The following is a 25,152-nucleotide window of genomic DNA, read 5'->3' as shown; positions in this document are numbered from 1 at the left end:
AATCAGGACAAGGCGACGAAGCCGCAGACAGTACAGATAGTATGGAACCGATTCACTTGGTGCTTCAGCACTTAGAGAATCGTTCTCTTTGAGCTAAGGCGAGGCAACGCCGTACTGGTTTAAAGTTAATCCACTATAACGGGCAAACAAAGCATCATGTTATTGAAATCCGCCATACAAAAAGGTCGTCTGAAACATTTTTCAGACGACCTTTTGACAAACAGGGAATGCGGATTATGCGTTGCCTTCTTGTTGTTGCTGGTACATGGCTTCGAAGTTGATCGGAGCGAGCAGTACGGGCGGGAAGCCGGCGCGGGTTACGCTGGTGGAAATGGCTTCGCGAGCGTAAGGGAAGAGGATGTTCGGGCATGCTACGCCTAAGAGCAGTTGAACGTCTTCTTCAGGGATGTTTTCCAAACGGAAGATGCCGCTTTGGGTTACTTCGTTGAGGAACATGGTACGCTCGGCGTTGAGTTTGGCGGTTACGGTAACGGTTACGTCAACGTTGTAGTAGCCGTCTTCCAGCTTCTCGCTGTTGGTGGAAACGCGCATATCGACTTCAGGCTCGCCTTGTTCCAAAAAGATTTGGGGGGCGTTGGGCACTTCCAAAGACAGGTCTTTGACGAACAGGCGTTCGATGCTGAATACGGGTTGCAATTCTTCGCTCATTTTGTTTTCCTAGTTGGGTTTAAAGTTACGGGTTTAATAAAGAATCCAGCCTGCCTTCGCGGTGCAGGCCGTACAAATCGGTAAAACCGCCGACATGAGTATCACCGATAAAAATTTGCGGTATGCTGCGCTGCCCTGAAAGCTGCTGCATTTCGGCAAAGGCTTCGGGGCTGCGGTCGACGCGGATTTCGTTGATTTCGGCGACGCCCAGCGAATGCAGCAGCTTTTTAGCCATGGTGCAGTAGGGGCAGAACGCGCCTGTGTACATCGTAACGGTTTGCATGATTGTTTTCAGAGTTCTAATGGGGTTCACTATATGGGCATATGGTTTATTTTACAATACTTGAAATCGGCTATTTTGCCTGAATCTTTGTTTTCAGGGCGTAAGGGCTGTCTGCCACCCATGTGCCAAAACGCCGTTTTTAAAGTATGATAAACGGCAATCCGAACCGCTTTTGCCATTTATTTTCAATAAAACCGACGGCAAGCGGATGGTAGATTAAATTTGAGTCAGAACAGCAACACAATCAGCCGATTATTTCCGGGTTTGGGCAGCATCAGTCTGGTTCAAATTTAATCTACTATTTTTCTTATTAAAAATTAGGAACTAAAACCATGCTTTCAGGAATCCCCATCCCGAAGGACGCCGTCCGTCCGCCCGAAACCGTGCTCGTCAACATCACCCCGCAGGAAACGCGCGTGGCAGTGTTGGAAGAAAACAATATCTGCGAGCTGCACATCGAACGCAACAGCGGCCACAGTCTGGTCGGCAATATTTATCTGGGCGTGGTGCGCCGCGTGCTGCCCGGCATGCAGAGTGCGTTCATCGACATCGGTTTGGAACGTGCCGCGTTTCTGCACATCGTCGATGTCCTCGAACAACGCCGCAACCCCGAAGAAACCCAACGTATCGAGCATATGCTGTTTGAAGGGCAGTCGGTTTTGGTGCAGGTCATCAAAGACCCGATTAACACCAAAGGTGCGCGCCTTTCCACTCAAATTTCGTTAGCGGGGCGTTTCCTCGTCCACCTTCCGCAGGAAGACCACATCGGCATTTCCCAGCGCATCGAAGACGATGCCGAACGCAACAGCCTGCGCGAACGCCTGACTAATCTATTGCCCGAAGACGCGTGCCACGGCTACATCATCCGCACCAACGCCGAAAACGCCACCGACGAGCAGCTTCTGTCCGATATCCACTACCTGACCAAAGTATGGGAACACATTCAAGAACAAGCGAAAATCCAGCCGCCGGAAACCCTGCTTTATCAGGATTTGCCGCTAAGCCTGCGCGTGTTGCGCGACATGTTCAGCCTCGACACGCAAAAAATCCTGGTTGACTCAACCGAAAACCACCGCCGCATGACCCGTTTTGCCGAGCAATACGTCCACGGCGCATTAGGCAAGATAGAGCTGTTTAAAGGCGAACGCCCGCTGTTTGAAACCCACAACGTCGAGCAGGAAATCAGCCGCGCCCTGCAACCGCGCGTCAACCTCAACTTCGGCAGCTACCTGATTATCGAGTCCACCGAAGCCATGACCACGATAGACGTGAACACCGGCGGCTTCGTCGGCGCGCGCAACTTCGACGAAACCATCTTCCGCACCAACCTCGAAGCCTGCCACACCATCGCCCGCGAATTACGGTTGCGCAACCTTGGCGGCATCATCATCATCGACTTCATCGACATGGCGCAGGAAGCGCATCGCGAAGCCGTGTTGCAAGAGCTTGCCAAAGCCCTTGCCTTCGACCGTACCCGCGTTACCCTCAACGGTTTCACCAGCTTGGGTTTGGTCGAATTGACGCGCAAACGTTCGCGCGAAAACCTCAGCCAAATCCTCTGCGAACCCTGCCCGTCCTGCCAAGGCAGGGGTCGTCTGAAAACGCCGCAGACCATCTGCTACGAAATCCAGCGCGAAATCGTCCGCGAAGCCCGCCGTTACGACGTGCAGTCCTTCCGCATCCTCGCCGCGCCCAACGTCATCGACCTCTTCCTCGACGAAGAGTCACAATCGCTGGCGATGCTCATCGACTTTATCGGCAAACCGATTTCGCTGGCAGTCGAAACCGCCTACACGCAGGAACAATACGATATTGTGTTGCTGTAAAGACAAAAGGTCGTCTGAAAACAGAATCGGGGTTTTCAGACGACCTTTTGGCAAAATCGGCAGACCATTCAAGTGCAATATTCCTTTAGAAGAAAATGTCCACCATACCCGGCAGAACCCACGCCGAAGGAAACCCAATCAAGTACGGAAAAGCAACAAAAGGTCGTCTGAAAACCAGCCGCCCCTTTCAGACGACCTCCCGCTAAACCCCTCCTAATTTTCCCCTGCTATCCTCCCATTAATTAAGGAGAACACCATGCGTGTATTGCTTGCAGAAGACGACCACATGATTGCCCAAGCCGTAGCCGCCAACCTCAAAGACAGCGGCTATGCCGTCGATTGGGTCAAAAACGGCAGCCAAGTTTCCACCGCCCTTCAGGCGCAGAACTACGACTTGCTGCTGCTCGACCTCGGCCTGCCCGGCAAAGACGGGTTGGACGTCCTCACCCAAATCCGACACGAAGGCAGCAAAACCCCCGTCCTCATCGTTACCGCCCGCGACGACCTCCACAGCCGCCTCAACGGACTGGACGGCGGCGCCGACGACTACATCGTCAAACCCTTCGACATGGCGGAGCTGCAAGCCCGTATGCGCGCCGTCCTGCGCCGCCACAGCGGCCACAGCCAAACCCTATTAACCAACGGCGCGCTCACCCTCAACCCCGCCACCTACCAAGTCGAAGTCAAAGGACAAGACAAACCCGTCCTCCTGAGCAACAAAGAATTTGCCGTCCTCCAAGCCCTGATGATGCGTCCCGGCATCATCCTCTCCCGCAGCGACCTTGAAGATAAAATCTACGGCTGGGGCGAAGAAGTCGAAAGCAACGCCGTCGATTTCCTCATCCACGCCCTACGGAAAAAGCTCGGCAAAGAACACATCCAAAACGTACGCGGCGTAGGCTGGCTGGTCGCCAAAGAGGTCGTCTGAAACCCCAATCCGCGCATCCATGCCCGCCCATGCCATAACCAATATAGTGGATTAACTTTAAATCAGGACAAGGCGACGAAGCCGCAGACAGTACAGATAGTATGGAACCGATTCACTTGGTGCTTCAGCACCTTAGAGAATCGTTCTCTTTGAGCTAAGGCGAGGCAACGCCGTACTGGTTTAAAGTTAATCCACTATAACAAAACCTAAAACAGCCTCACCAAACACACTATGCATCACTTCATCCAGACCCTCAAACAATCGCTGCAAGTCCGTATCAGCATCGCCCTGATACTGATGTTCCTGCCTTTGTCCATCATCGCGGGCGCATTCTCCTATTACCAAACCTACCATGAAGCCGAAGAGCTTCAGGACGACCTGTTGCGCCAAACCGCCGCCTACATCAACCCCAAAACCACCGACTACACAAAAATAGGCAGCGAAAACCACATCCTCATCCAAACCTTCGGACAAGAAGACACCGTCCCTTTGTCCGACACACTCGGCGAAGGATTCCACACCATCAAAGGCGGCGTTGATGACGACGACGATGACGATGATGACGACGAATACCGCGCCTACATCCGCCAAACCCCGCAAGGCAAAATCGCCGTACTCCAAGAAACCGAATACCGCGACGACCTCGCAGCCACCGCCGCCTACCAAAGCGTCCTCCCGCTGCTCATCGCCCTGCCCCTCATGATCCTGCTGACCGTATGGATCACCTACCGCGCCATGCGCCCCGTCAAAACCCTTTCCGCCGCCCTCGGCAAACGCCGTTCAGACGACCTCTCGCCGCTGGACGGAGAAGGCGTGCCCAGCGAAATACAAGGCTTCGTTACCGCCATCAACCAACTGCTGCAACGCACAGGCGAAAACATTCGCCGCCAGCAACGCTTCATCGCCGATGCCGCCCACGAACTGCGCAGCCCCTTGACTGCCCTCTCCCTTCAAGCAGAACGGCTCACCAAGCTGCCCCAATCGGACGAAGCCCGCGAACAGACCGGACTCATCCTCCAAAGCATACAGCGCAACCGCCACCTGCTCGAGCAGCTCCTGACCCACGCCCGCGCCCAAGGCTCCGAGACCCAACGCAACCTGACCGACATCAGCCTGCAAGCCCAGTTCCGCCGCGTGCTGCAAGAACTCATGCCCCTTGCCCTTAACAAACAGCAAGACATCGGCGTCGCCGTCGAAAACGACATCCGCATCCGTGCCGACGACACCGAAATCTACACCCTCATCAAAACCTTCACCGACAACGCCATCCGCTACACCCCCGCAGGTGGCCGCATCGACATAGGTTTCAGCGAGACCCCGACCACCCTCGCCATCTGGGTGGAAGACGACGGCCCCGGCATCCCCGCCGCCGAACGCAGCCGCGTAACCGACGCCTTCTACCGCATACTCGGCACGGAACAGCAAGGCACCGGACTCGGACTCTCCATCGCCGATGCTATCGCCAAACGCTACGGCGGCAAACTCATCCTCGCCGACAGCCGCAACTTCGCCCACGGCCTGCTGATACAGGCGCAATTGGATAAAAGGCTGCTCAAAGCAGACTAAGCACACAAAAGTCGTCTGAAATCCGTTTTCATACGACCTTTTCCTATGTTCCATCCCTCCATCCAAATATCCGCATCACAACAAGCCCCCTCTTCCTAAAACACAGGTTTCCCATCCCCGCCGTCCCTGCCCAAGCCATCAAACAACGCGACGTCGCAGCAAAAATATCGCCAACCCTTCCGAAAATCCGGCTTCTGCCACATTCGGTTAAAGAGCATCAATAAATGTAGGTCTCTGAAAATATGATTAATATTCTCGGAGTAATGTATATTGTTTGCAAATCATTATCAAAAAATATTAGAATATACGCTCTTGATTTAACGCAATACCCCTTAATCACTCAACTAGAGGAAGAACATGAAATCCCCCCATTCCCCCGCCTTCCGTTTCAGCATCATGGTGCTGGCACTGTCTTCAGGTTTTGCCCATGCAGACAACGTTCGCCCCGAAGCGACTGCCGAACTGAAAGAAGTCGTCGTTACCGGTACTGCCGTGCCGACCCGCGTTACCCGCAACCAGCTTGACCGCGAAACTTCGACCGATTTGAAACAAGTCATGAAAGACCAAATCGGCATGGATGTCGGCGGCGGCAATGGCGTGGCACAGTTTTACAGCATCCGCGGCGTCGGCGAAGACAAGATTAATCTGGAAGTGGACGGCACCAGCCAATCCACCAAAATTTTCCACCACCAAAGCCGCTTCCAGCTTGACCCCGCTTTAGTGAAAAGCATCAACGTCGAAAAAGGTACGGGCGCGGCGAGCGCGGGTTTGGGCGCGGTTGGCGGTACCATCCGCGTAACGACGGTTGATGCGAAAGACCTGCTGACCGACGGCAAACCTTTCGGTTTCAAACTCGGCGCGGGCTTGAGCAGCAATAAAGGCTCAACCGGCAACGCAGCGGTTTACGGCTATCAAAACGGCTTCGATGCCCTGTTTGCAGGCAACTTCCTCAACAACCGCGACTACAAAGACGGCAACGGCAATGTCAACCGCGGCAGTCGTCTGAAACAGCACAGCTACCTCGCCAAACTCGGCTACGACTTCAACGACGACCACGGCATCCGCCTGACCTACCGTCAGGAATACCAAAAAGGCAACCGTACCGACAAAGCCGAGTTCCAAAACGTTGACAGCTACGTCGGCGTGGACGGTACTTACCAAAAAGAGCAATCCTACAATCTGGAATACCGCGGCCGCAACGTTGGCTTCCTCGACAAAATCGACGCCAACGTCTTCCAAATCAACACCGACGACACCAAGCCGCCTAAAGGCGCGCCTTCCCCGAAAGCCCATGCCTCCGGCACGGCTCAAGGCGGCGTTCCCATCGGCCAGCTTGAGTTAAGCAAAATCAAAGCAACTGGCGCCAACCTGAACCTCGCCAGCTCCTTCGGCGACGGACACATGGTGAAATACGGCGTCAACTACCGCCACGAAACCTCCGAGCCGTCCGACAAAGGCGCATGGTTGAAGATTCTCGGCCTGTATGACCGCGACAAAGAGAAGAAATCCGAATACGGCGTGTACGCGGAAGGCATCTGGAACCTGCACCCCGTTACCCTGACGACCGGCCTGCGTTACGACCATTTCAAATACAACGCCGCCAGCAAACAAAGCGCGTCGCACGGCCAGCTCAACCCCAGCATCGGCGCGATTTGGGACATCAACGACAACTTCTCGCTCTTGGCAAACCTCAATCAGGCAAGCCGTGCGCCCCGTCTGAACGAAGCCCTGTTGGCTAACGAACGCGCAGGCGCCGCAGCCGATTTGGACAGCAACCTCAAAGCCGAAACCGCCCGCCGCGCCGAACTGGGCTTCAAATGGCGCAACGACAATTTCAACGTCAGCGGCAGCGTGTTCCACCAACGCATCAAAGACCTCATCGTCTATCGTTGGGCAAAAATCAACAACAACACCGCCTCCATCACCGAACGCGGCAAGATTTACAACGGCGGCACGCTCAAAACCTACGGCTACGAACTTGACGCATCCTACCGCTGGGGCGGCCTGACCGCGCGTGCCGGCGTGTCCTACGTCAAACCCCGTCTGAACGGCGAAATGTACTACGGCGAAAGCCCGATTCAAGCAGAAGACCACGAAAGCTCGTTCACCTTCTGGAACACCGGTCGCCAATGGCTGACAGGCTTGTCTTATCAGTTTGAAAACCCCAAACTCGAAATTGGCTGGCGCGGCCGCTACGCCCAAAGCGTGAAATACACCGACGTCGCCCGCGGACAAGGCACGATTCACGGCAAGAAATCAGGCTACGGCGTACACGACATCTACGCCAACTGGCAGCCGCTGAAAAAAGACAACCTGAACGTCAACTTCGCCGTCAACAACATCGGCAACAAACAATACCGTTCGCACAGCCAACGCTTCCCCGACGGCAACGGACGTACCCCCTTCTACGAGCGCGGCCGCGAGTTCGCCTTGGGCGTGAATTACCGCTTCTGATAGAAACGTTGACAAAAGGTCGTCTGAAACCTGATTTTTGGGTTTCAGACGACCTTTTCGTTATGGAGAACAAGCAATGGACTGCGAACACTGCCCGAAATCCGTTAAAATACCGCATCCTTATTTTCAGACGACCTCAAACCATGCTGGTACTCGGAATCGAATCATCCTGCGACGAAACGGGCGTTGCGCTTTACGACACCGAACGCGGCCTGTTGGCGCACCATCTTCACACCCAAATGGCGATGCACGCCGAATACGGCGGCGTTGTCCCCGAACTTGCCAGCCGCGACCACATCCGCCGCGTCGTCCCGCTGACGCAGGGCTGTTTGCAGGAAGCGGGCGTTTCCTATGACGACATCGATGCCGTCGCTTACACCCAAGGACCGGGCTTAGGCGGCGCGCTTCTGGCGGGTTCGGGCTACGCCAACGCCTTGGCGTTTGCCTTGAACAAACCCGTCATTCCCATCCACCATCTCGAAGGCCATTTGCTCTCCCCGCTTTTGGCGGACGACAAACCCGAATTTCCGTTCGTCGCCCTGCTGGTTTCGGGCGGGCATACGCAGTTTATGGCGGTGCGCGGCATCGGTGATTACACGCTGATGGGCGAAAGCGTCGATGACGCGGCGGGCGAGGCATTCGACAAAACCGCCAAACTCTTAGGGCTGCCCTACCCCGGCGGAGCAAAGCTGTCCGAACTCGCAAAGCAGGGCAAACCCGACGCCTTTGCGTTCCCGCGCCCCATGCTCCATTCGCACGATTTGCAGATGAGCTTCTCCGGTTTGAAAACCGCCGTGCTGACCGCCGTCGAAAAAGTCCGCGCCGAAAACGATGGCGAAATCCCCGAGCAAACGCGCAACGACATCTGCCGCGCGTTTCAAGACGCGGTGATCGACGTCCTCGCCGCCAAAGCCAAAAAAGCCTTGTTGGATACCGGTTTCAGAACTTTGGTCGTCGCGGGCGGCGTCGGTGCGAACTGGAAGCTGCGCGACGAATTTTCCCGCTTGAGCGTCAAAAAGCCGTCTGAAAAAGGCAAACCCAAGCCTAAGGAAGAAAAAATCAAAGTCTGTTTCCCACCCATGGAATACTGCACCGACAACGGCGCGATGATTGCCTTCGCCGGCGCGATGAGGTTGCAGGAGCGGCAACCCGCGGGGGCGTTCAACGTCAAACCGCGCTGGCCGCTGTCGGATATTGTGAAATAGTGTGTAACAAAGACAAAAGGTCGTCTGAAAACGGTTTTCAGACGACCTTTTTGCATGGCTTTAAGTAGAACGATCAACAGCAGATTCAACCGTTCCAATAATACCGGACAATGTGGAAGAACACGGGTGCGGCGAAGCAGATGGAATCTACGCGGTCGAGCATACCGCCGTGGCCGCGTATCATGTTGCCCCAGTCCTTGACGCCGTAGTCGCGTTTGATGGCGGACATCACCAGCCCGCCGAAGAAACCCATCAGGCAGATGACAAAACCGATAGCGGCGGCTTGTCCGTAGCTAAACGGCGTTATCGGCGACAGCAGCGCAGCGAGCGCGGTGGCAGACAAAATGCCGCCGACCGTGCCGGATATGGTTTTAGACGGAGAAAGCGACGGCATGATTTTGGCACCGCCGACCAGTTTGCCCCAAACGTATTGCAGCACGTCCGAAGCCTGCACCACGAAAATCAGGAACATCAGCAGCAGGATATTGCCGCTGCTGTCGAAATCGTCCAAGTTCAGGAACATCAGGGCGGGAACGTGTGAAAGGCAGAAGATGCAGATCATCGACATCCACTGCGTTTTGGCGGCGCGTTCGAGGAAATGGGCGGTTTGCCCGCTCAGGCTGGCGATAATCGGCAATACCAAAAAGCCGTACACGGGGATGAAAATGCTGAACATGCCGTACCAGCCGTCATAGACGAAATAATATTGCACCGGCAGTAGCAGGTAGAAACACACCACCATGCTGTAATAATCGCTGCGGCGGCGATAGACGAGGGTCATAAATTCGCGCAAAGCGGCAAACGAAATCAGAAAAAACAGCGCCACCGTCCCCGTTTTGCCGAACCAAAATGCGACCAGCAGCACCAGCGTCATCAGCCACCAAGCGTAGATGCGGGCGTTGAGGTTGGAGATGGTGGCATTGTCTGCGCCGTTTTTGCGTTTCAGCCATTGCCCGATGACGCTGGCGAAAATCAATATGGCAAATACGCCGGTAAAGATATAGCCTGCCTGCGGGGTCAGATGGGCGGCGGTTTGTTCGGTAATGATTTGGCTGGACGTGTTAACAAAGCTCACGATGCAGCTCCTTTGTTTTGGTGAGACTCGTTGCACTCGTTTTGGCGAAACCCACTTCGTTCATTTTGGCGAAACTCGTTGCACTCGTTTTCAGACGACCTCAACGCCAGCAAAGCTTCGCGGGTGCGTGTCAGGAAAGTGTCTTTGTCTTCATCTTCGTGCAGGGTCAGCGGTTCGCCGATGTGGACTTCGCACAACAACGGCACGGGCAGCACTTTGCCTTTGGGCAGGACGCGGTTGATGTTGTCTATCCATATCGGCACAAACTCAGTATCCGGCTTGCTTTTCGCCAGATGGTAAATACCTGATTTGAAGGGGAGTAGGATTTCGTTTTCGTCCGTATTGCGTGTGCCTTCGGGGAAGATAATCAGCGAATCGCCCGCTTGGAGCGCGTGGTTCATCTGTTCGGTAATCGACTGCGGATTGTCGCTGTGGCGCGGAATCAAGAGCGCGTTGAAGACGTTTTGGATGATGAAACGCTTGAGTTTGTTGGTCAGCCAGTAATCCGAGCCGGCAACGGGACGCGTCGAAAGCCGCCAGCGGCGCGGCAGGGAAATCCACACCAGCAAAAAATCGCCGTGGCTGCCGTGATTGGCGTAATACACTTTCCGCTGCGGATTGAACGCCAGCTCGCGCGGACTTTTGGGGCGGACGCCGGTGAGGAAGGATACCGACAGGCATAATGCTTGGTCGGTCAGCCATGCAAGTTGTTTTTTAAGAAAATTTTTCATAACATCAGAGGATTTGGATAAGGAAAACTGCCGCTTGCGCAGCGGTCAGGTAAAGGCTTTTGCGCCACAAGGCAATCGCGCCCGCCACACGTTCCGGCAGGGAGGGGTCGTCTGAAACGCGGCGCAAGCCGGTTTGCCGTAAGACTTGGTCGAAGGCTTCAGGGCTGTAGCGACTATCGGCAAAATCTTGGAACACGCGGCAGTCGAATTCGATGCGGATGTGGTAGTACAACAGTATCGCCGCCAAGACAAGCTGCACCGCCGACCACACGCCGCCGCGTTGCGCGGACAAAGCGAATAGCAAGGCATTGAACACGGCGGTATAGCGGGCGGTGGCAAGCAGGCGGGCGGTAATCAGGCTGTCAGTGGAATTGTCCATTCACCTTCCTTTTGGGTATGGAAACCGTCATTCGGGGCATATCATGTCCAAGGGTCGTCTGAATTTGTTATCGGGATGGCACAGGCTTACCTAAAAACAAATTCTTTTCTGCAATCAAAATATAAATGGCTACTGCAGACAAAATGGCCGTCTGAATAACCTTGCTGTCGGGGTGGGTGGCGAAAATCTCGTTACCCAGATTGGCGCACAGGTGGAATATCGTCGCCACGGCAATGCTGCGCCCGCTTTTGGCGTACAACCAGTTCATCAATAGTACGAAGACAAACATGCTGACCACGAAATTAACCGTGTAAAGTGCGCCTTCGGAAACGATTTGGCTGTGATAATAGCCTTTGATGAAGGCAAGCGGCATGTGCCAAAACGCCCAATACACGGTAAATAGCAAGGATGCGACAAACAGGCTTCTGCGTGCCGTGAGCGCGTCGGTGCCATAGCTGTGCCACGCCAATTCTTCGGCAACAGGCGCAATAAGGAGCATGAACCATGGCGACAGCAAGGCGGACGTAAATGACGGATGTCCCGAAATGTGAAACTGCGCCCAACTGTGTCCGAAAGCAATGGAGATCAGTTGCGCCAGCACCAAGGTAACCGGACCGAGCAGCGCGGCAGCGAACAGGTATCGCTTGGGAAAACCTGTCAGGCGGAACAGGCGGTGTTTCGCGTCCATCCACAATTTGGGCTGTTTGTACAACAAAAACGCCGCCACGAGCATAGGGGCGAACAGCCCGGCCAATCCTAACGCGGCCTGTGCCCACTGGTACTCAACAGCATCAGGGCGGTGGCTGATGTAGGCGGCAGCAAACCATAATGTCCACGGAATCAGCAGGGATAAAGTGTAAAACGTAACGGGGCGGTAGCTTTTAGTCATAAGATTCCCTCCTTACTTTGGTTCGGCACAGATGAGTCGTCGTATCGTGAATTTACTTTAAACTAGGACTGCATTGCCTTGCACAAGCTCAATAGAGAATGATTTGCTCAGCTTGGGCTTTTCATCTACTTATCTTAGCTATCTCGATTAGCGTCGCAAAAACTCGCTTCGCTCGTTTTGGCGAAACTCACTGCGTTCATTTTAGCTTCGCAGAAACTCGCTTCGCTCGTTTTCAGACGACCTGCCGCCGCTTCTACCGCCTTTGCCGTTTCCGGCGGCAGCACCATCTGCGGGCGAGCCTGTTTCAGTTCCGCCGTTGCCTGCGCCAAATCCCGGCAGCCGCCGTAAACCAGCAGCCAAGTAAGCACCACCGCCGCGCTGCGTCCGTAGCCCAGCGCGCAACAGGTCAGGACCTTACCGTGTTGCCGCCGCAATGTTTCCAGCAGCAAAGCCGCCTGCACCAAATCGTTTTCAGACGGCGCAACCATGTCCAATAGCGGCAGAACGCGGTACGAGCCGCGATAACGGGGGCGGGGATATTCGGCGCATACGTCCAATACGGCAGGGAGGTCGTCTGAAATTGCCAGGGGTTGCGGAGATTTAGCTTGTGAAGCGGATTTTTGTGGCAAAAAATGGTAGATGCAAGGCAAAAAGCGCAGCAAGGTTGAACACCTTGCGAGCATTTTTAACGCAGCAGATGCCGTTTTTTTCCCAAAAACTCCGCCACAATGCTGAATCTCCGCAACCCCTGAGATACTGCCAATCCACACACCATCGCGCACCTGCGCCGTCTTCGCCTTTCTGCACAGCCAATACGCCATGTTCAGCCGCACGCCCACCAGATAAGGCAGCAGTAAAACCGTTGTCGCCGCCGACAGCCTGCCGTCTGCCTGTTTTTGGAACACCGCCGCATTGCCGGTCAGATAGGCGAAAGCGACCACCGATAGCGACACGCTGCCCCACAACATCCACAACCACGCGCCGCCGAACAAGGAAGGCAGAGCCGACAATACCGCGCCCGCCAGATACAGCATGGCGATTTTGATTTCGCGGGAACGTGTTGCGGGGGAAGTTTTGGCTTCGCGGAAACTTGCTTCGCTCGTTTTCAGACGGCCTTGAGTACCAAAAGGCCGTCTGAAAGGCGATACTCCGTGTTGCGGTATTGCCCACAACACCAGCCAGCCCAGCAGCGCGCCGGTCGGTACGTCGATAAAATGGTGTTGGTAAGTTGTCAGCACCGACAAAGCAATCAGGCTTTGCCACAGCAAAATCGGCAAACGGATTTTGGGAAACCGCGTCCAATAAAACGCGCCGACAATGATAGACAGCGCGATATGCAGCGACGGCGATTGGTTGTACGGCAAATCAAATGCGACCAATGAATCAAACATCACGCCCCACAGCCCGTCGGTAGGCGGCTTCGGCCAGCCGAAATGCAGCGGGAACAACATAAAGCAAGTAGTGGCGACAATTTGCGCTGATACCAGCCGTGCGACATAGCGGTTTTGTTCACGCGCATTTCGGCAAAGGAAAAACGCCGCTGCATACATCAGATTCAGCGACCAATAAGGCAAAATCGTCCATTCCCAAAACGGAATGTTGCGCTCCCACGCAAAAGCGACTTCCGGCACATAGGCCAGCGATGCCGCGTAATGGTTGGACAGGCCGTAGCTGGCATAAAAAAGCATGCCGACCAAAGCGAGTTTGAGTAGAGAAGTTTTCAGCGTAGGTTTCATGTTTTATCTAGTGCATTCCACTTCATCGCCATAATGGTCGGAATTCAGGCAGGATAAAACGTTTTCTTTTGGATGGTAGCGGAATTCCTGCCACGGCCCCTCAGACGAAACGGCGCGCCAGTGATGCCGCGAAGATTGGTATTGCTTCAACGTCCCGTTTGCGCCTTTGACACAAAAATTCTGCGCCCTACCCGCTGCCAACATACCGTGCCGTTTATCGGTTGGTGTGGTAAATAAGGGAATAAGTTTAGACACATCGGCATTTCGGGCAAACTTCATTTTGACATGACCGTATCCTTCACCGGATTCGATGATTAAGGCGGACAAGGGCTGTCCAAAAGCAACAGAATTTTTCAATTCAATAGTTAATGCTTCACCATCCGACTCTGTCTGCCTGCTCCGGCTGCGGGCAACGGAGGCGCGGTATTGTGCAGGCAGTTTGCCGATTGCGGCCTTTTCATCAGGCAAGGCATCGAAATCAACAGCGCAGCCTTTCTTCATAGATTCCAACAACGGCGTCCAGTCAGCCACAACGGCATAGCAGGCGGATGAAAATACGGAAAGAATTAGTAATGTAAGTAATTTTTTCATTATGAAACTTCACCTTATTAAAATTTGTACAAGCGTAATAACTTTTCCCGAAAATTTCTTTGTATAGCTTTGCATATGGGCATATTGTATATTTCTTCGGAACGGATAAAATATGTCCTGCTTTCAAAACAAAGCAAGGATGGCGCCGGATAGTCCACGCCACACATCACTCTTTTTTACTTTATGGAGTAATACCAGATGAAACTCTTATCTGCCGCTGTTGTAGCCGTTCTGACCGCCGGTGTTTCCATGACTGCCGCCGCCGCTCCTGCAGGCTATGTTCCTTACAAATGCGACAACGGTAAAAAACTGAATGTCGTTTATGAATTCGACCGTAAAGGCAATGCAGTAGGCGCTTCTGCAAATGCAGCCGGCAAACAAATCAGCCTGCGCGTTGACAAACGCCGCTCTGACAGCACCGGCACTACCTTCACCAACAAACGCGGTTTCTCTATGTCTGCCGGTTACATCGACCGCAACACCCACACCACTTCCGAAGTCGTGGGCGTCAGCGATGCACAAAACCGCTTCATCGTGAAAAACTGCGAACCTGTCAACATCGATCGTTAATTTAAAGCAACGATTTAAGTTTCTTCGAGGTCGTCTGAAAACCGAAACAAGGTTTCAGACGACCTTTCGTTTTATCTGTTTCCAGACAAATTTTGAAACTGTTGCACATATGCACAACTGCCGTTCCCCGCACATATAGTGGATTAACTTTAAACCAGTACGGCGTTACCTCGCCTTAGCTCAAAGAGAACGATTCTCTAAGGTGCTGAAGCACCAAGTGAATCGGTTCCGTACTATCTGTACTGTCTGCGGCTTCGTCGCCTTGTCCTGATTTAAATTTAATCCACTACTATATCAACCTAAAAATGTTTCGCTACGCGAGAAACGGCAGTGATTCATCAACTCCTCTTTTTATTTCTTCACAGCCAGGCTCACGGTGAAAATGCCGTCTTCGTCTATCCACTGATGGATTTTTTCAAAACCGGCTTTTTCTACAAGTTGATCCATTTCCTGCTGGCTGCGGCGGCGCATCACCCAGTTCGGGCTGCCTGCCTTGTGGCTGGTCAGCGCGCGCGCAATCATTTCGAGCTGCGGATGCCACGGCTGGCCGGTGTAAATCAGGTAGCCGCCCGTTTCAATCGCATCGCCGAAGCCGTAGAGCGAGTTCAAAATCAAATCGTTGTCGGCAAACAATTCGTGCAGGCCGGAAACGATGCCCAGCGTAGGACGGGGCTGCAAATCCTGATAGTTGGTACGGTCGTAGGCATTGACTTCGTCGAAGGTAACCGTGTCTTGCAGACCGCGTTCGGCAATCAGCTTGCGTCCGGCTTCGACGTTAATCGGGCTGTAATCGCGCAGGCGCACGGAATCGGGCAGCGTGTCGGCAGTCAGCGCGTCGAGTACATAGCGGCCGTGCCCCGAGGCAATATCGAGAACATGTACGGGTTTGCCCGCTTCGCGCAGCTTGGCAGAGGCCGTCTGAATCGCTTTGCCGATATTGATTTTACGTTGGCGGATACCGCGCCAGCCGATGGCGTTGAGATAGTATTTATCCACCGCTACACCAAAGGCATTGCTGCCCTGCGGCTGGTTGCGGTACACATAATCAAGCGTACTGCCGGAGTCATAGCCGGTTTCCTTGCCGATTTTCAAACCCTCACTCCAGCGCGCGCCAAGGTCGAGGGAAGCGCGGTAAACCGCCCAAAATGCGCCGCGCGGCGAACAAATAGGCAAAGGCGTGGCCAGTTCGTCGGCTTCGCGGCGGCTCTCACCGTGTAAATGGGCTTGGGTCAAATCAACTTGATATAAAGGCTGATTGAAACGTTCGCGGATAAAACGGCGCATTTCGACAAAGGCGATTTCGCGGTTTTGTTCGCCCAATGTGTCGTGATAGAAGCCGGGCAGGATATGGCGCTCTTTGATGCGGCTGCCCAAACGGTTGTAAAAATCGTGTTGCGGTTTGTGATGAACAACCCAGTCGCTGCCGGAAATCAAAAGCTGTACGGGCGTGGTAATCGCCTGCGCATCGGCAACGACGCGTTCGGCAGCCTCATACAAACCGAGCAGGATGCGCACGGAAATGGCGCGGGCGATGAGCGGATCGTTGTCATAGCTGGTTTGGCGCTCTTGGTTGTGGGTCAGGTAGTGAGCTTTGACGTAGCTGTTGACAAAGAAATTGCCGCGCCATTTCTGCATGATTTTCAAGCCGGTGCGGGCAAAAGGGACGTAGAGTTTGACTTTGAATGCGGGCGATGCCAATACGGCACAGCGGATTTTTGGCGCGTAGTCGTGCAGCCAAGTGGAAACCAATACCGCGCCGACGCTTTGCGCGATCACGCAGATGTTTTCAGGCTTGATGCCGTATTCGCTTTGGATGTGGCGGATAAAGTCGTCCACATCGGCAACGGAAGTACCGATACTGGGGCTGTCGCCGCGTTCGCCGGGGCTATGGCCATGACCGCGCGCGTCCCATGCGAAATAGGCAAAATCGTCGAAACCGAGTTCGTCGGCAACAAACATCATCCGGCCGGAATGCTCGTGGCCGCGGTGGAACAGCACGATGGCTTTTTCGGTTGAACCGTCGGCAGCGGGGCGGTAGCGGTAGAAAAGCGAAGTGCCGTCTTGGGTAGAAAAGTATTTTTGTTGCTCGGACATGAAAAACTCCTGATAGTCATATTTTTGAACGGTATCATGACACGCTGAATTTATGCAATCGTTATCTGATAAACGGATAAAGGAAATGACGGAAAGAAGCAACAAAAGGTCGTCTGAAACGTTTCAGACGACCTTTACTACGTTTAACGAAGTGCTAAATGACTGCTAATTTTGCCGTGTTTAAATACACCCATCAAAACCCCAATGACACATTTCGAAAGGAAGTCGAACATGAAAAAATTATTATTGACCGCCATCGTCGCTTTATCCGCTGCTGTCGCAGGTGCCAACGATTACATCGAACACCAAATTTACAGCGACAAAAATTTTGAACAAAACCGTGCCAAAGCCATCAGAATGCTTGAGCAACGCGGTTACCGCGTTCACGACATCGACGCCGACGACTATCGCGGCAGACCTGTATTGGACGTAGAAGCCTACAAAGGCGGACGCGAATACGACATCAAATTGTCTTACCCCGACTTGAGAATCATCAAAGAGCGTATCGACTACTGATACACGATGCGTTACAGCTGCCGCAAACTGCCCGTTTGGCGGCAGTTTTTGTTGAAGGGGAACTTGGATTGCCGACTTAATCATTACAAACATGATTATCCCAAGAAGTGTAATGTTTTTATCGATAATGTATGACGTTGTGTAAATTCCCCGAATCAGAGGAACTAAAAAACGCTTTTTCCTTTCCTTTAAATTGATTCACTCAAACGGAGGATAAACATGGATTTCCACGATAAAAATAAAAAAGGGCAAGAGCCGAAAAATACGGTTTCTGACTGGGAGAAACCTTTCGCGCGGCCCGATCCCGATGCGCCGCAGCCTGTTTCCGAAGTTTGGGAAGACTCAGAAGAAGCGTTTGATAAAGCTAAAGAAACCTTAAAAACTGAAGAAGCTGTAAACATTGAAGAAGCTGTGAAAGCTGAAGAAACTTTAAAAGTTGAAGAGGCTGCGGAGTCTGAAACGGCAGACCATCGACAAGACAGCAATGCCGAAGAGGCCGTGATGGATAACATCATCCTTGAAGGCATTGGGACGTCGTCTGAAAAGCCCAAAAAGAAAAAGAAAGACAAAAAAGACAAGGCGAAGAAGAAAAAACAAGCCGCCGATGTGCCGCCTTCCGATCTTTTGGGTACGAACAAAGGCGTGGAAACCATGTTCCGCAACGCCGTTCGTTCGGAGATGGAGCTGCTCGCTCTGGCGGCGACCAAGGCGAACATTATGATTTCGCTCAACGGTTTTATCGTGTCTGCGCTGATGATTTCGGGCGCATTTATTTTTTCATCGTCACCCGAATTTCTGATTCCGGCGAGTACGTTTATGATTACCGCCGCCGCATCCATCGTGTTCGCGCTGCTGTCCGCTTCGCCTGAACGTATCGGCAAAATGCAGGCGGCGCGCGCTTGGGTGAAGGATTTCTTCCGCGGGCGCGCCAAACTGCGTGATTTGAGAACCCGCCTCAGCAGCACCCAAACGCGCTTTTTCAGCGGCAGCCAGCCCAATATCCTGATTTACGAAGACCGTGTGAAGGTGCAAAAAGACCAATATTGGGAAATGATGCAGGAGATTATGGGCGACCGCAAACAAGTCTATCAAAAGATGAGCGATCATCTTTACTGGCTGGGCCTGCTGGCGGACAAACAGTTCAAATACATCAACTTGTCTTATGCCGTATTCCGTTGGGGGCTTTTGGCTTCGCTGGCAGCGTTTATCGGCGTGAAGACGCTGCCTTCGCTGCTGACCCAGCCCGCCAACAATACGGCAGAGCTGCGCGCCTTGGGGATTAATATGTTTAACGGTGTGTACGAACCTTCTGCCGTACAACAACTCCCTGATGGGCGCATCCTAATTGCCGAAGACGAACCGAACCACGCATTCAGCATCGTCAGCATCGATCCGTCCGGCAGATTTATCGAAGACGAAGCCTTGGATACGCGCGTGATCACCGGCTTCAAACGCCGCCTAAGCGACTTGGAAGCATTGGCGCGCGACGATGAAGGCTTTATCTACGCGCTCACTTCGCATTCGCGCACCCGCAAAGGCAACCGCTCGCCCGACCGCGAACACCTGATGCGTTTTAAAATCCAAGGCGGCGATGTATTGGGGCTGACCAGCTACGACAATCTGACGCAGGTTCTGGAAACTGATAAGAAGCTGCACGACCTCATCCGCGAACGCACCAAAGCCGAAGTTTCCTTTGAAGAAATCAATATCGAAGGTATGGCGTTCGACCCTGTGAAGAAACGCCTCGTCTTGGGCTTCCGCGATCCTGAGTTCAACAATATGGCGCTGGTGGCATTCATCAGCAATCCGAAAGACGTGTTCGAGCGCAACGCCAAGCCTGAGTTTGACGAAGTCGCCATCCTCGACATCGACGGCGGCGGCATCCGTTCCATCAACTACGACCCGGTGTTGAAAAACTACGTCATCGCCAACGAAGTGAAGGATGAAAACGGTCAGAAATTCTCGCAACTGTGGACTTGGAGCGGCAACCCGACCGACGAACCGCAAAAAATCTCGCTACCTAACCTGCAACACATCACCAACGTCGAAGCCGTCGATTCGATTACGGTCAACGGCAAGCCACAGATGATTCTGATGGGCGACGAAGGCAACGCCTCGCAGAAAATTACTGCCAAATATATGTTGGTGGATTACAGCCAGCTTGGTAAACAGTAGTTTTAATCTGCTCAAAGGTCGTCTGAAACGGAGGTTTAAAGTTTCAGACGACCTTTTTACCGACGAATGACTGTCCCATCCAAACCGATACGGCATTGCCTCGTTTTGATTTATATCCTTCCGCGAAAGGACAAATCGAAAGCTGCGGACTGGGAAGCAGCGACAAAAGAAAGGTCGTCTGAAACCGAATCTCATGGTTTCAGACGACCTTTTCGCTATTGCCCGAAAGCTATCGGCTTGCGTTCAACCGTTTGTCCGGCCGTGTAAACATAAACACCACCAGCGAAGTCAGCGCGCCCAGCGTGTCGGCGAGCATGTCTTTTTGTGCGTCCCAAATATCGCCTTGCGAACCGAGCACTTCCAACCCCGCTTCGCCGCCGTCGATCACCGCATACTGCCATTCGATGATTTCGTAAGCCGCTGCCACACTCATGATGAAGAACAAGGAGAAAAACAAGGCAAGCGCGGGGCGGCAAAGTTGGCGGCGCAACAGCCATTCCGCCATCGGGTAGGCGTAGAAACCAATAATGTAGTGGCCGACGCGGTCGAAATGGTTGCGCCCTTCGCCTAAAAACGGCGCAAGCAGGCGGTTTGCCCAATCGAAGGGCACATCGGCGAAGGTGTAGTGTGCGCCGACGGTGTGCATAATCAGCCAGAAGCTCATGAATACATAAGCCAGATTACTGAAACGGAAGCGGCGGTAAGTGGCGATAAGCGCGATAAATACGGTGGAAACAGGGAGAATTTCGGCGTACCAAACGGCGCGGTCGGACGGGTTGATGCCCGACCAGACGATGAGTGCGGCAATGAAAACCGTGAGCAGCAAAGGGATGATGTGCGAAGTTTTTTGCATAAAGTTTATCGTGTTATCAATGGAATGGAAGAGAGAGAAACGATTTTCAGACGGCCTTCAAACCATTGACGACGCGCTTATAGCAGGTGTAAACCAATACCGCGCAAGCCAGCCACATGACGACGTAGAAAACCGCATGGAAGCTGCCCGCCACCGCATACCACACCGCCAATACTCCGATAAAGAACGCGCGGTCGCTCTTGCCGAAGGGCCCGTCATAACGCCGCCCGTTGCCGTGTACCTGCCCCAACACGCCGCAAAATTCGGTCATTGCCGCAAGCCAGACAAACAGGCCGATTTGTGCGCCGTCAAACGGGGCGATAAAGGCGAAAGGCAGATACAGCGCGGCATCGGCGGCAACATCGGTGATTTCGTTCAGATAACCGCCCAATGCCGACTGCTGACCGAACTCGCGCGCCAGCATACCGTCCACCGCGTTCAACGCCATGCGGACAAACAGCCACACGGGCAACAGCCAAAACAAGGCAGGAACCTGCGCGCCGAGCGACAGCAGCAGCCCGACCGCGACCGACACCGCGCAAGCCGCCAGCGTAACCTGATTGGCGGTTACCCCCTTCTGATAAAGCCGGCGCACCAGCGGGCGCAGCAGGTTTTGGAATTTGGGTTTAAGGGCGTAGATGCTCATGATTATGCCGTATGAAAAAACGAAGTGCCGCGATTATAGACGAAATCCGTTATAATCCGTCAACTTTCCCACCACGCGGTTCGCAAACCTCCCGCGTTACCAAAACTAGGATTCACCATGCAAAACCAACAAGCCTTGGTCATCTTCTCCGGCGGTCAGGATTCCACCACCTGCCTGATTCAGGCGATTCAAACCTACGGGCGCGAAAACGTCCAAGCCATCACTTTCCAATACGGGCAACGCCACGCCGTCGAGCTGGAACGCGCCCGCTGGATCGCGCAGGATTTGGGCGTCAAACAAACCGTACTCGACTTGAGCCTGATGCAGCAGATTACGCACAACGCCCTGATGGACGACACCGCCGCCATCGAAACCGCTTCAGACGGCCTGCCCAATACCTTCGTGGACGGACGCAACGCCCTGTTCCTGCTCTACGCCGCCATCTACGCCAAAGGACAAGGCATCAGGCATATCATCGCGGGCGTGTGCGAAACCGACTTCTCCGGCTATCCCGACTGCCGCGACGTGTTCGTCAAATCCATGAACGTCACCCTCAATCTGGCGATGGACTACGCCTTCCAAATCCACACCCCGCTGATGTACCTGACCAAAGCGCAAACTTGGGCGCTGGCGGACGAAATGGGCGCGCTGGACTACATCCGCGAGCAGACCCACACCTGCTACAACGGCATCGTTGGCGGCTGCCACGAATGCCCAAGCTGCGTGTTGCGCGAGCGCGGGCTGACGGAATATTTGGAAAGTAAAAAGGCCGTCTGAAAAAAAGTGTTCCGTCCGGAGTGGGAACGTCTGCGGTAAGAGGGCAGTCGAATAATCAGCCAAAAATATAGTGGATTAACTTTAAACCAGTACGGCGTTGCCTCGCCTTGCCGTACTATCTGTACTGTCTGCGGCTTCGTCGCCTTGTCCTGATTTAAAGTTAATCCACTATAACAGCGAGGGTGCATCATGACCGACAAAATCCATCTCTACCACCCGCTCCATACCCTGAAACCTTTTTCAGACGGCATCTGGATTGCCGACGGAAAAGTCATACACATGAATTTTCCGCTGGGCGTCAAAGTACCGTTCAGCACCCGCATGACCGTCGTGCGCCTGAACGACGGCGGGCTGTGGTGTCATTCGCCGGTTGAACCCGTGCCCGAACTGCTGCGGCAAATTGATGCGCTCGGCGAAGTCCGCCATCTGGTTTCGCCCAACAAAATCCACTACGCCCACATCGCCGCGTGGAAACGGCATTACCCGCAGGCGCTTGCGTGGGCAAGTTCCGGCGTGCGCGAACGGGCGGCATCGCAGCATATTGCCGTTTGTTTCGATGCAGACCTCGGTGCCGCCGCGCCGCCGCAATGGGCGGAAGATTTGGCGCAAATGCCGTTTGCGGGCAGCGCAGCAATGGAGGAAACCGTGTTTTTCCACCGCGCGAGCCGAACCCTGATACTGGCCGATTTGATTGAAAACTTCGAAACCGCCAAATTTCCCAGCCGCTTTTGGGCGGGCGTGATGAAACTGACGGGTATCGCCGACCCCGACGGCAAAGCCCCCGCCGACTGGCGCGCCACCTTCAAAGACAAAACCGCCGCCCGCGCCTGCCTGAAGCAGATGCTGGACTGGCACAGCCGGAAAAAATCATACTGGCGCACGGCCGCTGCTACGAAACCGGCGGCACGGACGAACTGCGCCGCGCGTTCAGATGGCTGGATTAGCCAAGCTGCGGCTATTTTGTTGAAAAATATAGTGGATTAACTTTAAACCAGTACGGCAAGGCGAGGGAACGCCGTCGTGGTTTAAAGTTAATCCACTATAAAAAGCCACAGCGGTACGCAAAACCACTATGGCTTCCCATACGACCAAAGGTCGTCTGAAAACATGATTCCGATAAGACGGAACGTTTTCAGACGACCTTTTCTGCTGCCAGCAACATTTCCACATTCCGCTCGGTCGCTTCGGCTATCTCTTCAACGGCAACGCCGCGAATTTCAGCGGCGATGGCGGCGATTTGGCGGATGTTGGCGGGCGTGTTGATTTCGTTTTTCAGCATAAACGGGCTGTCGGTTTCCAAGACGAAATCGGTGTCATTCAAGGTTTTGAGGGTTTCGCGTATTTTTCGTGCGTTCGGGTTGAGCAACAGCGAACCGATGCCGATTTTGAAACCTAATTTCGTCAACACGCGCGCTTCTTCCGCGCTGCCGGAGAAGGCATGAACGATGCCGCCTTGGGCAAAGCCTGTCTGTTTGACGGCGGCGGCGATGTCGGCGGCGGCTTTGAGATTATGGATAATCACGCGGCGGCGCAGGTTTTTTGCGATTTCAAGTTGGCGGCTGAAGACTTGGATTTGCCGCTCGCGCTGCGGCGGCGTTTGGGTTTTGTCGTAAAAATCCAAGCCGATTTCGCCGACCCATGCCGTCGGACGCGCTTGCAATGCTTGTTCCAAATGCTGGAAATCCGGTTCGGAAACGTCGTCTGAAAACCAAGGATGGATGCCGAGCGCGATATGGATGTTGTCCCAAAGCGGGTTTTCAGACGACCTTTGCACCAAATCCGCCACGTCCTGCCAATCCTGCAGCCGGGTCGCGGGAACGATAAACCGCCCTACCCCTGCCTCCCGCGCGGCGGTCAGGATATGCGTCAGGTTTTCGCGCAGGGCGGGATCGGCGAGGTGGCAATGGGTGTCGGTGAGGTTCATCGATTTCACACTAATTTTAGTCTTACCAATTCTTTGTGAACATCTTCCACCCCCCAGCCTTGCGATACGGCAAGGGTCATGAGCGTGGTGGCGGTTTCGAGGTTGCATTTGCCGCCGTTGATGATGCCCGAGTTGCGGAACGCGTTGCCTTGCGCGTAAACGGCGGCGGTTCTGCCTTGTCGGACTTGACTGATGTTGAGCAGCAGTTTTCCTTGCTGCGTAAAGTCTCGGACGGCGCGGATGAAGCCTTCGTCTGCGGGGGTGTTGCCGTGTCCGTAGCTTTGCAGGATAAGGGCGTGGGCGGGAAGCTGTCCGAGTCCGTCCGCAAGTTCTTGGACGGCAAAGCCGGGGATAAGCGTGCGGACGGCGATTTTTGCCTGCGGGTCGGGATAGCGGATTTTGAGGTCGTCTGAAACATCTGCCGCATCTTGGGACGGGATGCGGATATGGTGCCAGCCTTGGGTTTCGTCCCATTCAGCGATGGCGCCGAAATGCGGATTGTCGAAGCCTGCGGCGGTTTCGGTACTGACTTTGCTGCTGCCGACGGCGGGATAAAGTTTGCCGTCAAAGGCGATGACGGTTTGTTTGAGCTTAAGACTGAAGGCGGCGACGGCGGTGGAGAGGTTGCGCGGGGCATCGCTGTTTTCGGCGGCGTAAGGCCATTGGGAACCGGTCAGGATGATGGGTTTGTCCAAGCCTTGCAGGGCGAGCGCGAGGAGGTTGGCGGTGTACGCCATGCTGTCCGTGCCGTGCAGTATCAGGATGCCGTCGCAGGAAGGCAGTTTGGCGGCGATGATGTCCAGCCAGTCGCGCCAGTGTTGCAGGGTGACGGAGGAGGAATCAATCAAAGGATTGCAGACGTGCCACTCGAAGTCGAGGTCGTCTGAAAAGGGGGAAAGGGCTTGGCTGACAAGCGCGGTATCGGGGCGCAGGCCTTCGCTGCCTTGGGTCATGCCTATGGTGCCGCCTGTGTAGAGGACGAAGATTTTTTGTTTCATGGACATCATCGGGTCGTCTGAAAATAATGATGCGGCTTATTTAACTATATTTCGGACAGGCTGGCAATTTGGCAGCGCAGACGGTTTTCAGACGACCTTGAAATGAAAAAGCACCCCGAGGCTGCCGATATTTGATTTTCCAAGTGGATTTTTATTCACGAATCGGGAAATTCAAAGCGGAAGCCGCAACAAGCTTGGACGCTTGGTGAGGATTGCCAACGCAGAAGATACCGCTTTGGGGATAAAAAGGCACGGAAACTATAGTGG

The 25,152-nt window shown here is 54.0% G+C and carries 23 protein-coding genes; 10 read left to right on the top strand and 13 right to left on the bottom strand.

Going from position 1 to position 25,152, the window contains the following annotated elements; all coding sequences use genetic code 11:
- Nucleotides 1-234 precede the first annotated feature (234 nt).
- Nucleotides 235-669, bottom strand: a complete 435-nt coding sequence (gene secB, locus HMPREF1051_RS01095) for a protein-export chaperone SecB (protein ID WP_003755109.1) — start codon at nucleotides 667-669, stop codon at nucleotides 235-237.
- 25 nt (nucleotides 670-694) lie between these two features.
- The gene (grxC, locus tag HMPREF1051_RS01090; RefSeq protein ID WP_003741129.1) at nucleotides 695-952 is read right to left on the bottom strand and encodes a glutaredoxin 3; all 258 of its coding nucleotides are present in this window, start codon (nucleotides 950-952) and stop codon (nucleotides 695-697) included.
- A 332-nt stretch (nucleotides 953-1,284) separates the two neighbouring features.
- On the opposite strand from grxC, the gene rng reads away from it, so the two are divergent.
- The 5 genes from rng (at nucleotide 1,285) to tsaD (ending at nucleotide 8,931) form a co-directional block, all read left to right on the top strand.
- On the top strand, nucleotides 1,285-2,778 hold the full coding sequence (gene rng, locus HMPREF1051_RS01085) for a ribonuclease G (protein ID WP_003763054.1): 1,494 nt from the start codon (nucleotides 1,285-1,287) through the stop codon (nucleotides 2,776-2,778).
- 256 nt (nucleotides 2,779-3,034) lie between these two features.
- The gene (locus HMPREF1051_RS01080; protein WP_003763089.1) at nucleotides 3,035-3,706 is read left to right on the top strand and encodes a response regulator; all 672 of its coding nucleotides are present in this window, start codon (nucleotides 3,035-3,037) and stop codon (nucleotides 3,704-3,706) included.
- 231 nt (nucleotides 3,707-3,937) lie between these two features.
- Nucleotides 3,938-5,272, top strand: a complete 1,335-nt coding sequence (locus tag HMPREF1051_RS01075; RefSeq protein ID WP_003763051.1) for an ATP-binding protein — start codon at nucleotides 3,938-3,940, stop codon at nucleotides 5,270-5,272.
- A 357-nt stretch (nucleotides 5,273-5,629) separates the two neighbouring features.
- The gene (locus HMPREF1051_RS01070) at nucleotides 5,630-7,726 is read left to right on the top strand and encodes a TonB-dependent receptor plug domain-containing protein (protein ID WP_003763092.1); all 2,097 of its coding nucleotides are present in this window, start codon (nucleotides 5,630-5,632) and stop codon (nucleotides 7,724-7,726) included.
- A gap of 143 nt (nucleotides 7,727-7,869) precedes the next feature.
- The gene (tsaD, locus tag HMPREF1051_RS01065; protein WP_036490999.1) at nucleotides 7,870-8,931 is read left to right on the top strand and encodes a tRNA (adenosine(37)-N6)-threonylcarbamoyltransferase complex transferase subunit TsaD; all 1,062 of its coding nucleotides are present in this window, start codon (nucleotides 7,870-7,872) and stop codon (nucleotides 8,929-8,931) included.
- 85 nt (nucleotides 8,932-9,016) lie between these two features.
- Here tsaD and HMPREF1051_RS01060 read toward each other — a convergent pair whose 3' ends face one another.
- The 6 genes from HMPREF1051_RS01060 to HMPREF1051_RS01035 form a co-directional block, all read right to left on the bottom strand.
- The gene (locus tag HMPREF1051_RS01060; RefSeq protein ID WP_003763062.1) at nucleotides 9,017-10,006 is read right to left on the bottom strand and encodes a phosphatidate cytidylyltransferase; all 990 of its coding nucleotides are present in this window, start codon (nucleotides 10,004-10,006) and stop codon (nucleotides 9,017-9,019) included.
- Nucleotides 10,003-10,737 (bottom strand): lysophospholipid acyltransferase family protein, encoded by a 735-nt coding sequence (locus tag HMPREF1051_RS01055; protein ID WP_003763033.1) that lies wholly within the window; start codon nucleotides 10,735-10,737, stop codon nucleotides 10,003-10,005. Before HMPREF1051_RS01055 ends, HMPREF1051_RS01060 begins: the two co-directional genes overlap by 4 nt.
- A gap of 4 nt (nucleotides 10,738-10,741) precedes the next feature.
- Nucleotides 10,742-11,116: a hypothetical protein gene (locus HMPREF1051_RS01050; RefSeq protein ID WP_003763082.1), complete on the bottom strand. Its 375-nt coding sequence runs from the start codon at nucleotides 11,114-11,116 to the stop codon at nucleotides 10,742-10,744.
- 67 nt (nucleotides 11,117-11,183) lie between these two features.
- Nucleotides 11,184-12,005: a CPBP family intramembrane glutamic endopeptidase gene (locus HMPREF1051_RS01045; RefSeq protein WP_003763076.1), complete on the bottom strand. Its 822-nt coding sequence runs from the start codon at nucleotides 12,003-12,005 to the stop codon at nucleotides 11,184-11,186.
- A gap of 134 nt (nucleotides 12,006-12,139) precedes the next feature.
- Entirely contained in the window at nucleotides 12,140-13,741 is a 1,602-nt protein-coding gene (locus HMPREF1051_RS01040) for a phosphatase PAP2/dual specificity phosphatase family protein (RefSeq protein ID WP_003763074.1), read from the bottom strand.
- A 3-nt stretch (nucleotides 13,742-13,744) separates the two neighbouring features.
- Nucleotides 13,745-14,332: a hypothetical protein gene (locus HMPREF1051_RS01035; RefSeq protein WP_003763087.1), complete on the bottom strand. Its 588-nt coding sequence runs from the start codon at nucleotides 14,330-14,332 to the stop codon at nucleotides 13,745-13,747.
- Between the two features lie 198 nt (nucleotides 14,333-14,530).
- Here HMPREF1051_RS01035 and HMPREF1051_RS01030 point away from each other — a divergent pair, with 198 nt between their 5' ends.
- The gene (locus tag HMPREF1051_RS01030; RefSeq protein ID WP_003755076.1) at nucleotides 14,531-14,902 is read left to right on the top strand and encodes a DUF7606 domain-containing protein; all 372 of its coding nucleotides are present in this window, start codon (nucleotides 14,531-14,533) and stop codon (nucleotides 14,900-14,902) included.
- 351 nt (nucleotides 14,903-15,253) lie between these two features.
- Here the strand turns inward: HMPREF1051_RS01030 and HMPREF1051_RS01025 are convergent, their stop codons facing one another.
- Nucleotides 15,254-16,996: a bifunctional alpha/beta hydrolase/class I SAM-dependent methyltransferase gene (locus HMPREF1051_RS01025; RefSeq protein ID WP_003763091.1), complete on the bottom strand. Its 1,743-nt coding sequence runs from the start codon at nucleotides 16,994-16,996 to the stop codon at nucleotides 15,254-15,256.
- Between the two features lie 231 nt (nucleotides 16,997-17,227).
- On the opposite strand from HMPREF1051_RS01025, the gene HMPREF1051_RS01020 reads away from it, so the two are divergent.
- On the top strand, nucleotides 17,228-17,512 hold the full coding sequence (locus tag HMPREF1051_RS01020; protein WP_003763085.1) for a PepSY domain-containing protein: 285 nt from the start codon (nucleotides 17,228-17,230) through the stop codon (nucleotides 17,510-17,512).
- 219 nt (nucleotides 17,513-17,731) lie between these two features.
- Nucleotides 17,732-19,687, top strand: a complete 1,956-nt coding sequence (locus tag HMPREF1051_RS01015) for a Pycsar system effector family protein (protein WP_003763023.1) — start codon at nucleotides 17,732-17,734, stop codon at nucleotides 19,685-19,687.
- A gap of 229 nt (nucleotides 19,688-19,916) precedes the next feature.
- On the opposite strand, the gene HMPREF1051_RS01010 is transcribed toward HMPREF1051_RS01015, so the two are convergent.
- Together HMPREF1051_RS01010 and HMPREF1051_RS01005 are read right to left on the bottom strand one after the other, a co-directional pair.
- A complete protein-coding gene (locus HMPREF1051_RS01010) occupies nucleotides 19,917-20,540 on the bottom strand; it encodes a DUF2238 domain-containing protein (protein WP_003763030.1) in 624 nt (207 codons plus the stop codon).
- 46 nt (nucleotides 20,541-20,586) lie between these two features.
- The gene (locus HMPREF1051_RS01005) at nucleotides 20,587-21,186 is read right to left on the bottom strand and encodes a CDP-alcohol phosphatidyltransferase family protein (RefSeq protein ID WP_003763070.1); all 600 of its coding nucleotides are present in this window, start codon (nucleotides 21,184-21,186) and stop codon (nucleotides 20,587-20,589) included.
- A 117-nt stretch (nucleotides 21,187-21,303) separates the two neighbouring features.
- Here HMPREF1051_RS01005 and queC point away from each other — a divergent pair, with 117 nt between their 5' ends.
- Complete coding sequence (gene queC, locus HMPREF1051_RS01000) at nucleotides 21,304-21,963, top strand: 7-cyano-7-deazaguanine synthase QueC (protein ID WP_003763041.1); 660 nt, start codon at nucleotides 21,304-21,306, stop codon at nucleotides 21,961-21,963.
- A gap of 189 nt (nucleotides 21,964-22,152) precedes the next feature.
- Nucleotides 22,153-22,947, top strand: a complete 795-nt coding sequence (locus HMPREF1051_RS00995; protein ID WP_003763094.1) for a DUF4336 domain-containing protein — start codon at nucleotides 22,153-22,155, stop codon at nucleotides 22,945-22,947.
- A gap of 148 nt (nucleotides 22,948-23,095) precedes the next feature.
- Here HMPREF1051_RS00995 and HMPREF1051_RS00990 read toward each other — a convergent pair whose 3' ends face one another.
- The gene (locus HMPREF1051_RS00990) at nucleotides 23,096-23,887 is read right to left on the bottom strand and encodes a TatD family hydrolase (RefSeq protein WP_003763049.1); all 792 of its coding nucleotides are present in this window, start codon (nucleotides 23,885-23,887) and stop codon (nucleotides 23,096-23,098) included.
- A 5-nt stretch (nucleotides 23,888-23,892) separates the two neighbouring features.
- Nucleotides 23,893-24,885: an asparaginase gene (locus HMPREF1051_RS00985; RefSeq protein WP_036491009.1), complete on the bottom strand. Its 993-nt coding sequence runs from the start codon at nucleotides 24,883-24,885 to the stop codon at nucleotides 23,893-23,895.
- Nucleotides 24,886-25,152 lie beyond the last annotated feature (267 nt).

This window comes from Neisseria sicca VK64, assembly GCF_000260655.1.
GTDB classification, from domain to species: Bacteria; Pseudomonadota; Gammaproteobacteria; order Burkholderiales; family Neisseriaceae; genus Neisseria; species Neisseria sicca_B.
The sequence above is the reverse complement of the archived record's forward strand: the minus strand, read 5'-3'. Positions and strand labels throughout refer to the sequence as shown.

Coding starts and splice junctions, on each gene's coding strand:
- secB (WP_003755109.1), bottom strand. CDS start 669: ATGAGCGAAGAATTGCAACCCGTATTCAGCATCGAACGCCTGTTCGTC.
- grxC (WP_003741129.1), bottom strand. CDS start 952: ATGCAAACCGTTACGATGTACACAGGCGCGTTCTGCCCCTACTGCACC.
- rng (WP_003763054.1), top strand. CDS start 1,285: ATGCTTTCAGGAATCCCCATCCCGAAGGACGCCGTCCGTCCGCCCGAA.
- HMPREF1051_RS01080 (WP_003763089.1), top strand. CDS start 3,035: ATGCGTGTATTGCTTGCAGAAGACGACCACATGATTGCCCAAGCCGTA.
- HMPREF1051_RS01075 (WP_003763051.1), top strand. CDS start 3,938: ATGCATCACTTCATCCAGACCCTCAAACAATCGCTGCAAGTCCGTATC.
- HMPREF1051_RS01070 (WP_003763092.1), top strand. CDS start 5,630: ATGAAATCCCCCCATTCCCCCGCCTTCCGTTTCAGCATCATGGTGCTG.
- tsaD (WP_036490999.1), top strand. CDS start 7,870: ATGCTGGTACTCGGAATCGAATCATCCTGCGACGAAACGGGCGTTGCG.
- HMPREF1051_RS01055 (WP_003763033.1), bottom strand. CDS start 10,737: ATGAAAAATTTTCTTAAAAAACAACTTGCATGGCTGACCGACCAAGCA.
- HMPREF1051_RS01050 (WP_003763082.1), bottom strand. CDS start 11,116: ATGGACAATTCCACTGACAGCCTGATTACCGCCCGCCTGCTTGCCACC.
- HMPREF1051_RS01045 (WP_003763076.1), bottom strand. CDS start 12,005: ATGACTAAAAGCTACCGCCCCGTTACGTTTTACACTTTATCCCTGCTG.
- HMPREF1051_RS01040 (WP_003763074.1), bottom strand. CDS start 13,741: ATGAAACCTACGCTGAAAACTTCTCTACTCAAACTCGCTTTGGTCGGC.
- HMPREF1051_RS01035 (WP_003763087.1), bottom strand. CDS start 14,332: ATGAAAAAATTACTTACATTACTAATTCTTTCCGTATTTTCATCCGCC.
- HMPREF1051_RS01030 (WP_003755076.1), top strand. CDS start 14,531: ATGAAACTCTTATCTGCCGCTGTTGTAGCCGTTCTGACCGCCGGTGTT.
- HMPREF1051_RS01025 (WP_003763091.1), bottom strand. CDS start 16,996: ATGTCCGAGCAACAAAAATACTTTTCTACCCAAGACGGCACTTCGCTT.
- HMPREF1051_RS01020 (WP_003763085.1), top strand. CDS start 17,228: ATGAAAAAATTATTATTGACCGCCATCGTCGCTTTATCCGCTGCTGTC.
- HMPREF1051_RS01015 (WP_003763023.1), top strand. CDS start 17,732: ATGGATTTCCACGATAAAAATAAAAAAGGGCAAGAGCCGAAAAATACG.
- HMPREF1051_RS01010 (WP_003763030.1), bottom strand. CDS start 20,540: ATGCAAAAAACTTCGCACATCATCCCTTTGCTGCTCACGGTTTTCATT.
- HMPREF1051_RS01005 (WP_003763070.1), bottom strand. CDS start 21,186: ATGAGCATCTACGCCCTTAAACCCAAATTCCAAAACCTGCTGCGCCCG.
- queC (WP_003763041.1), top strand. CDS start 21,304: ATGCAAAACCAACAAGCCTTGGTCATCTTCTCCGGCGGTCAGGATTCC.
- HMPREF1051_RS00995 (WP_003763094.1), top strand. CDS start 22,153: ATGACCGACAAAATCCATCTCTACCACCCGCTCCATACCCTGAAACCT.
- HMPREF1051_RS00990 (WP_003763049.1), bottom strand. CDS start 23,887: ATGAACCTCACCGACACCCATTGCCACCTCGCCGATCCCGCCCTGCGC.
- HMPREF1051_RS00985 (WP_036491009.1), bottom strand. CDS start 24,885: ATGAAACAAAAAATCTTCGTCCTCTACACAGGCGGCACCATAGGCATG.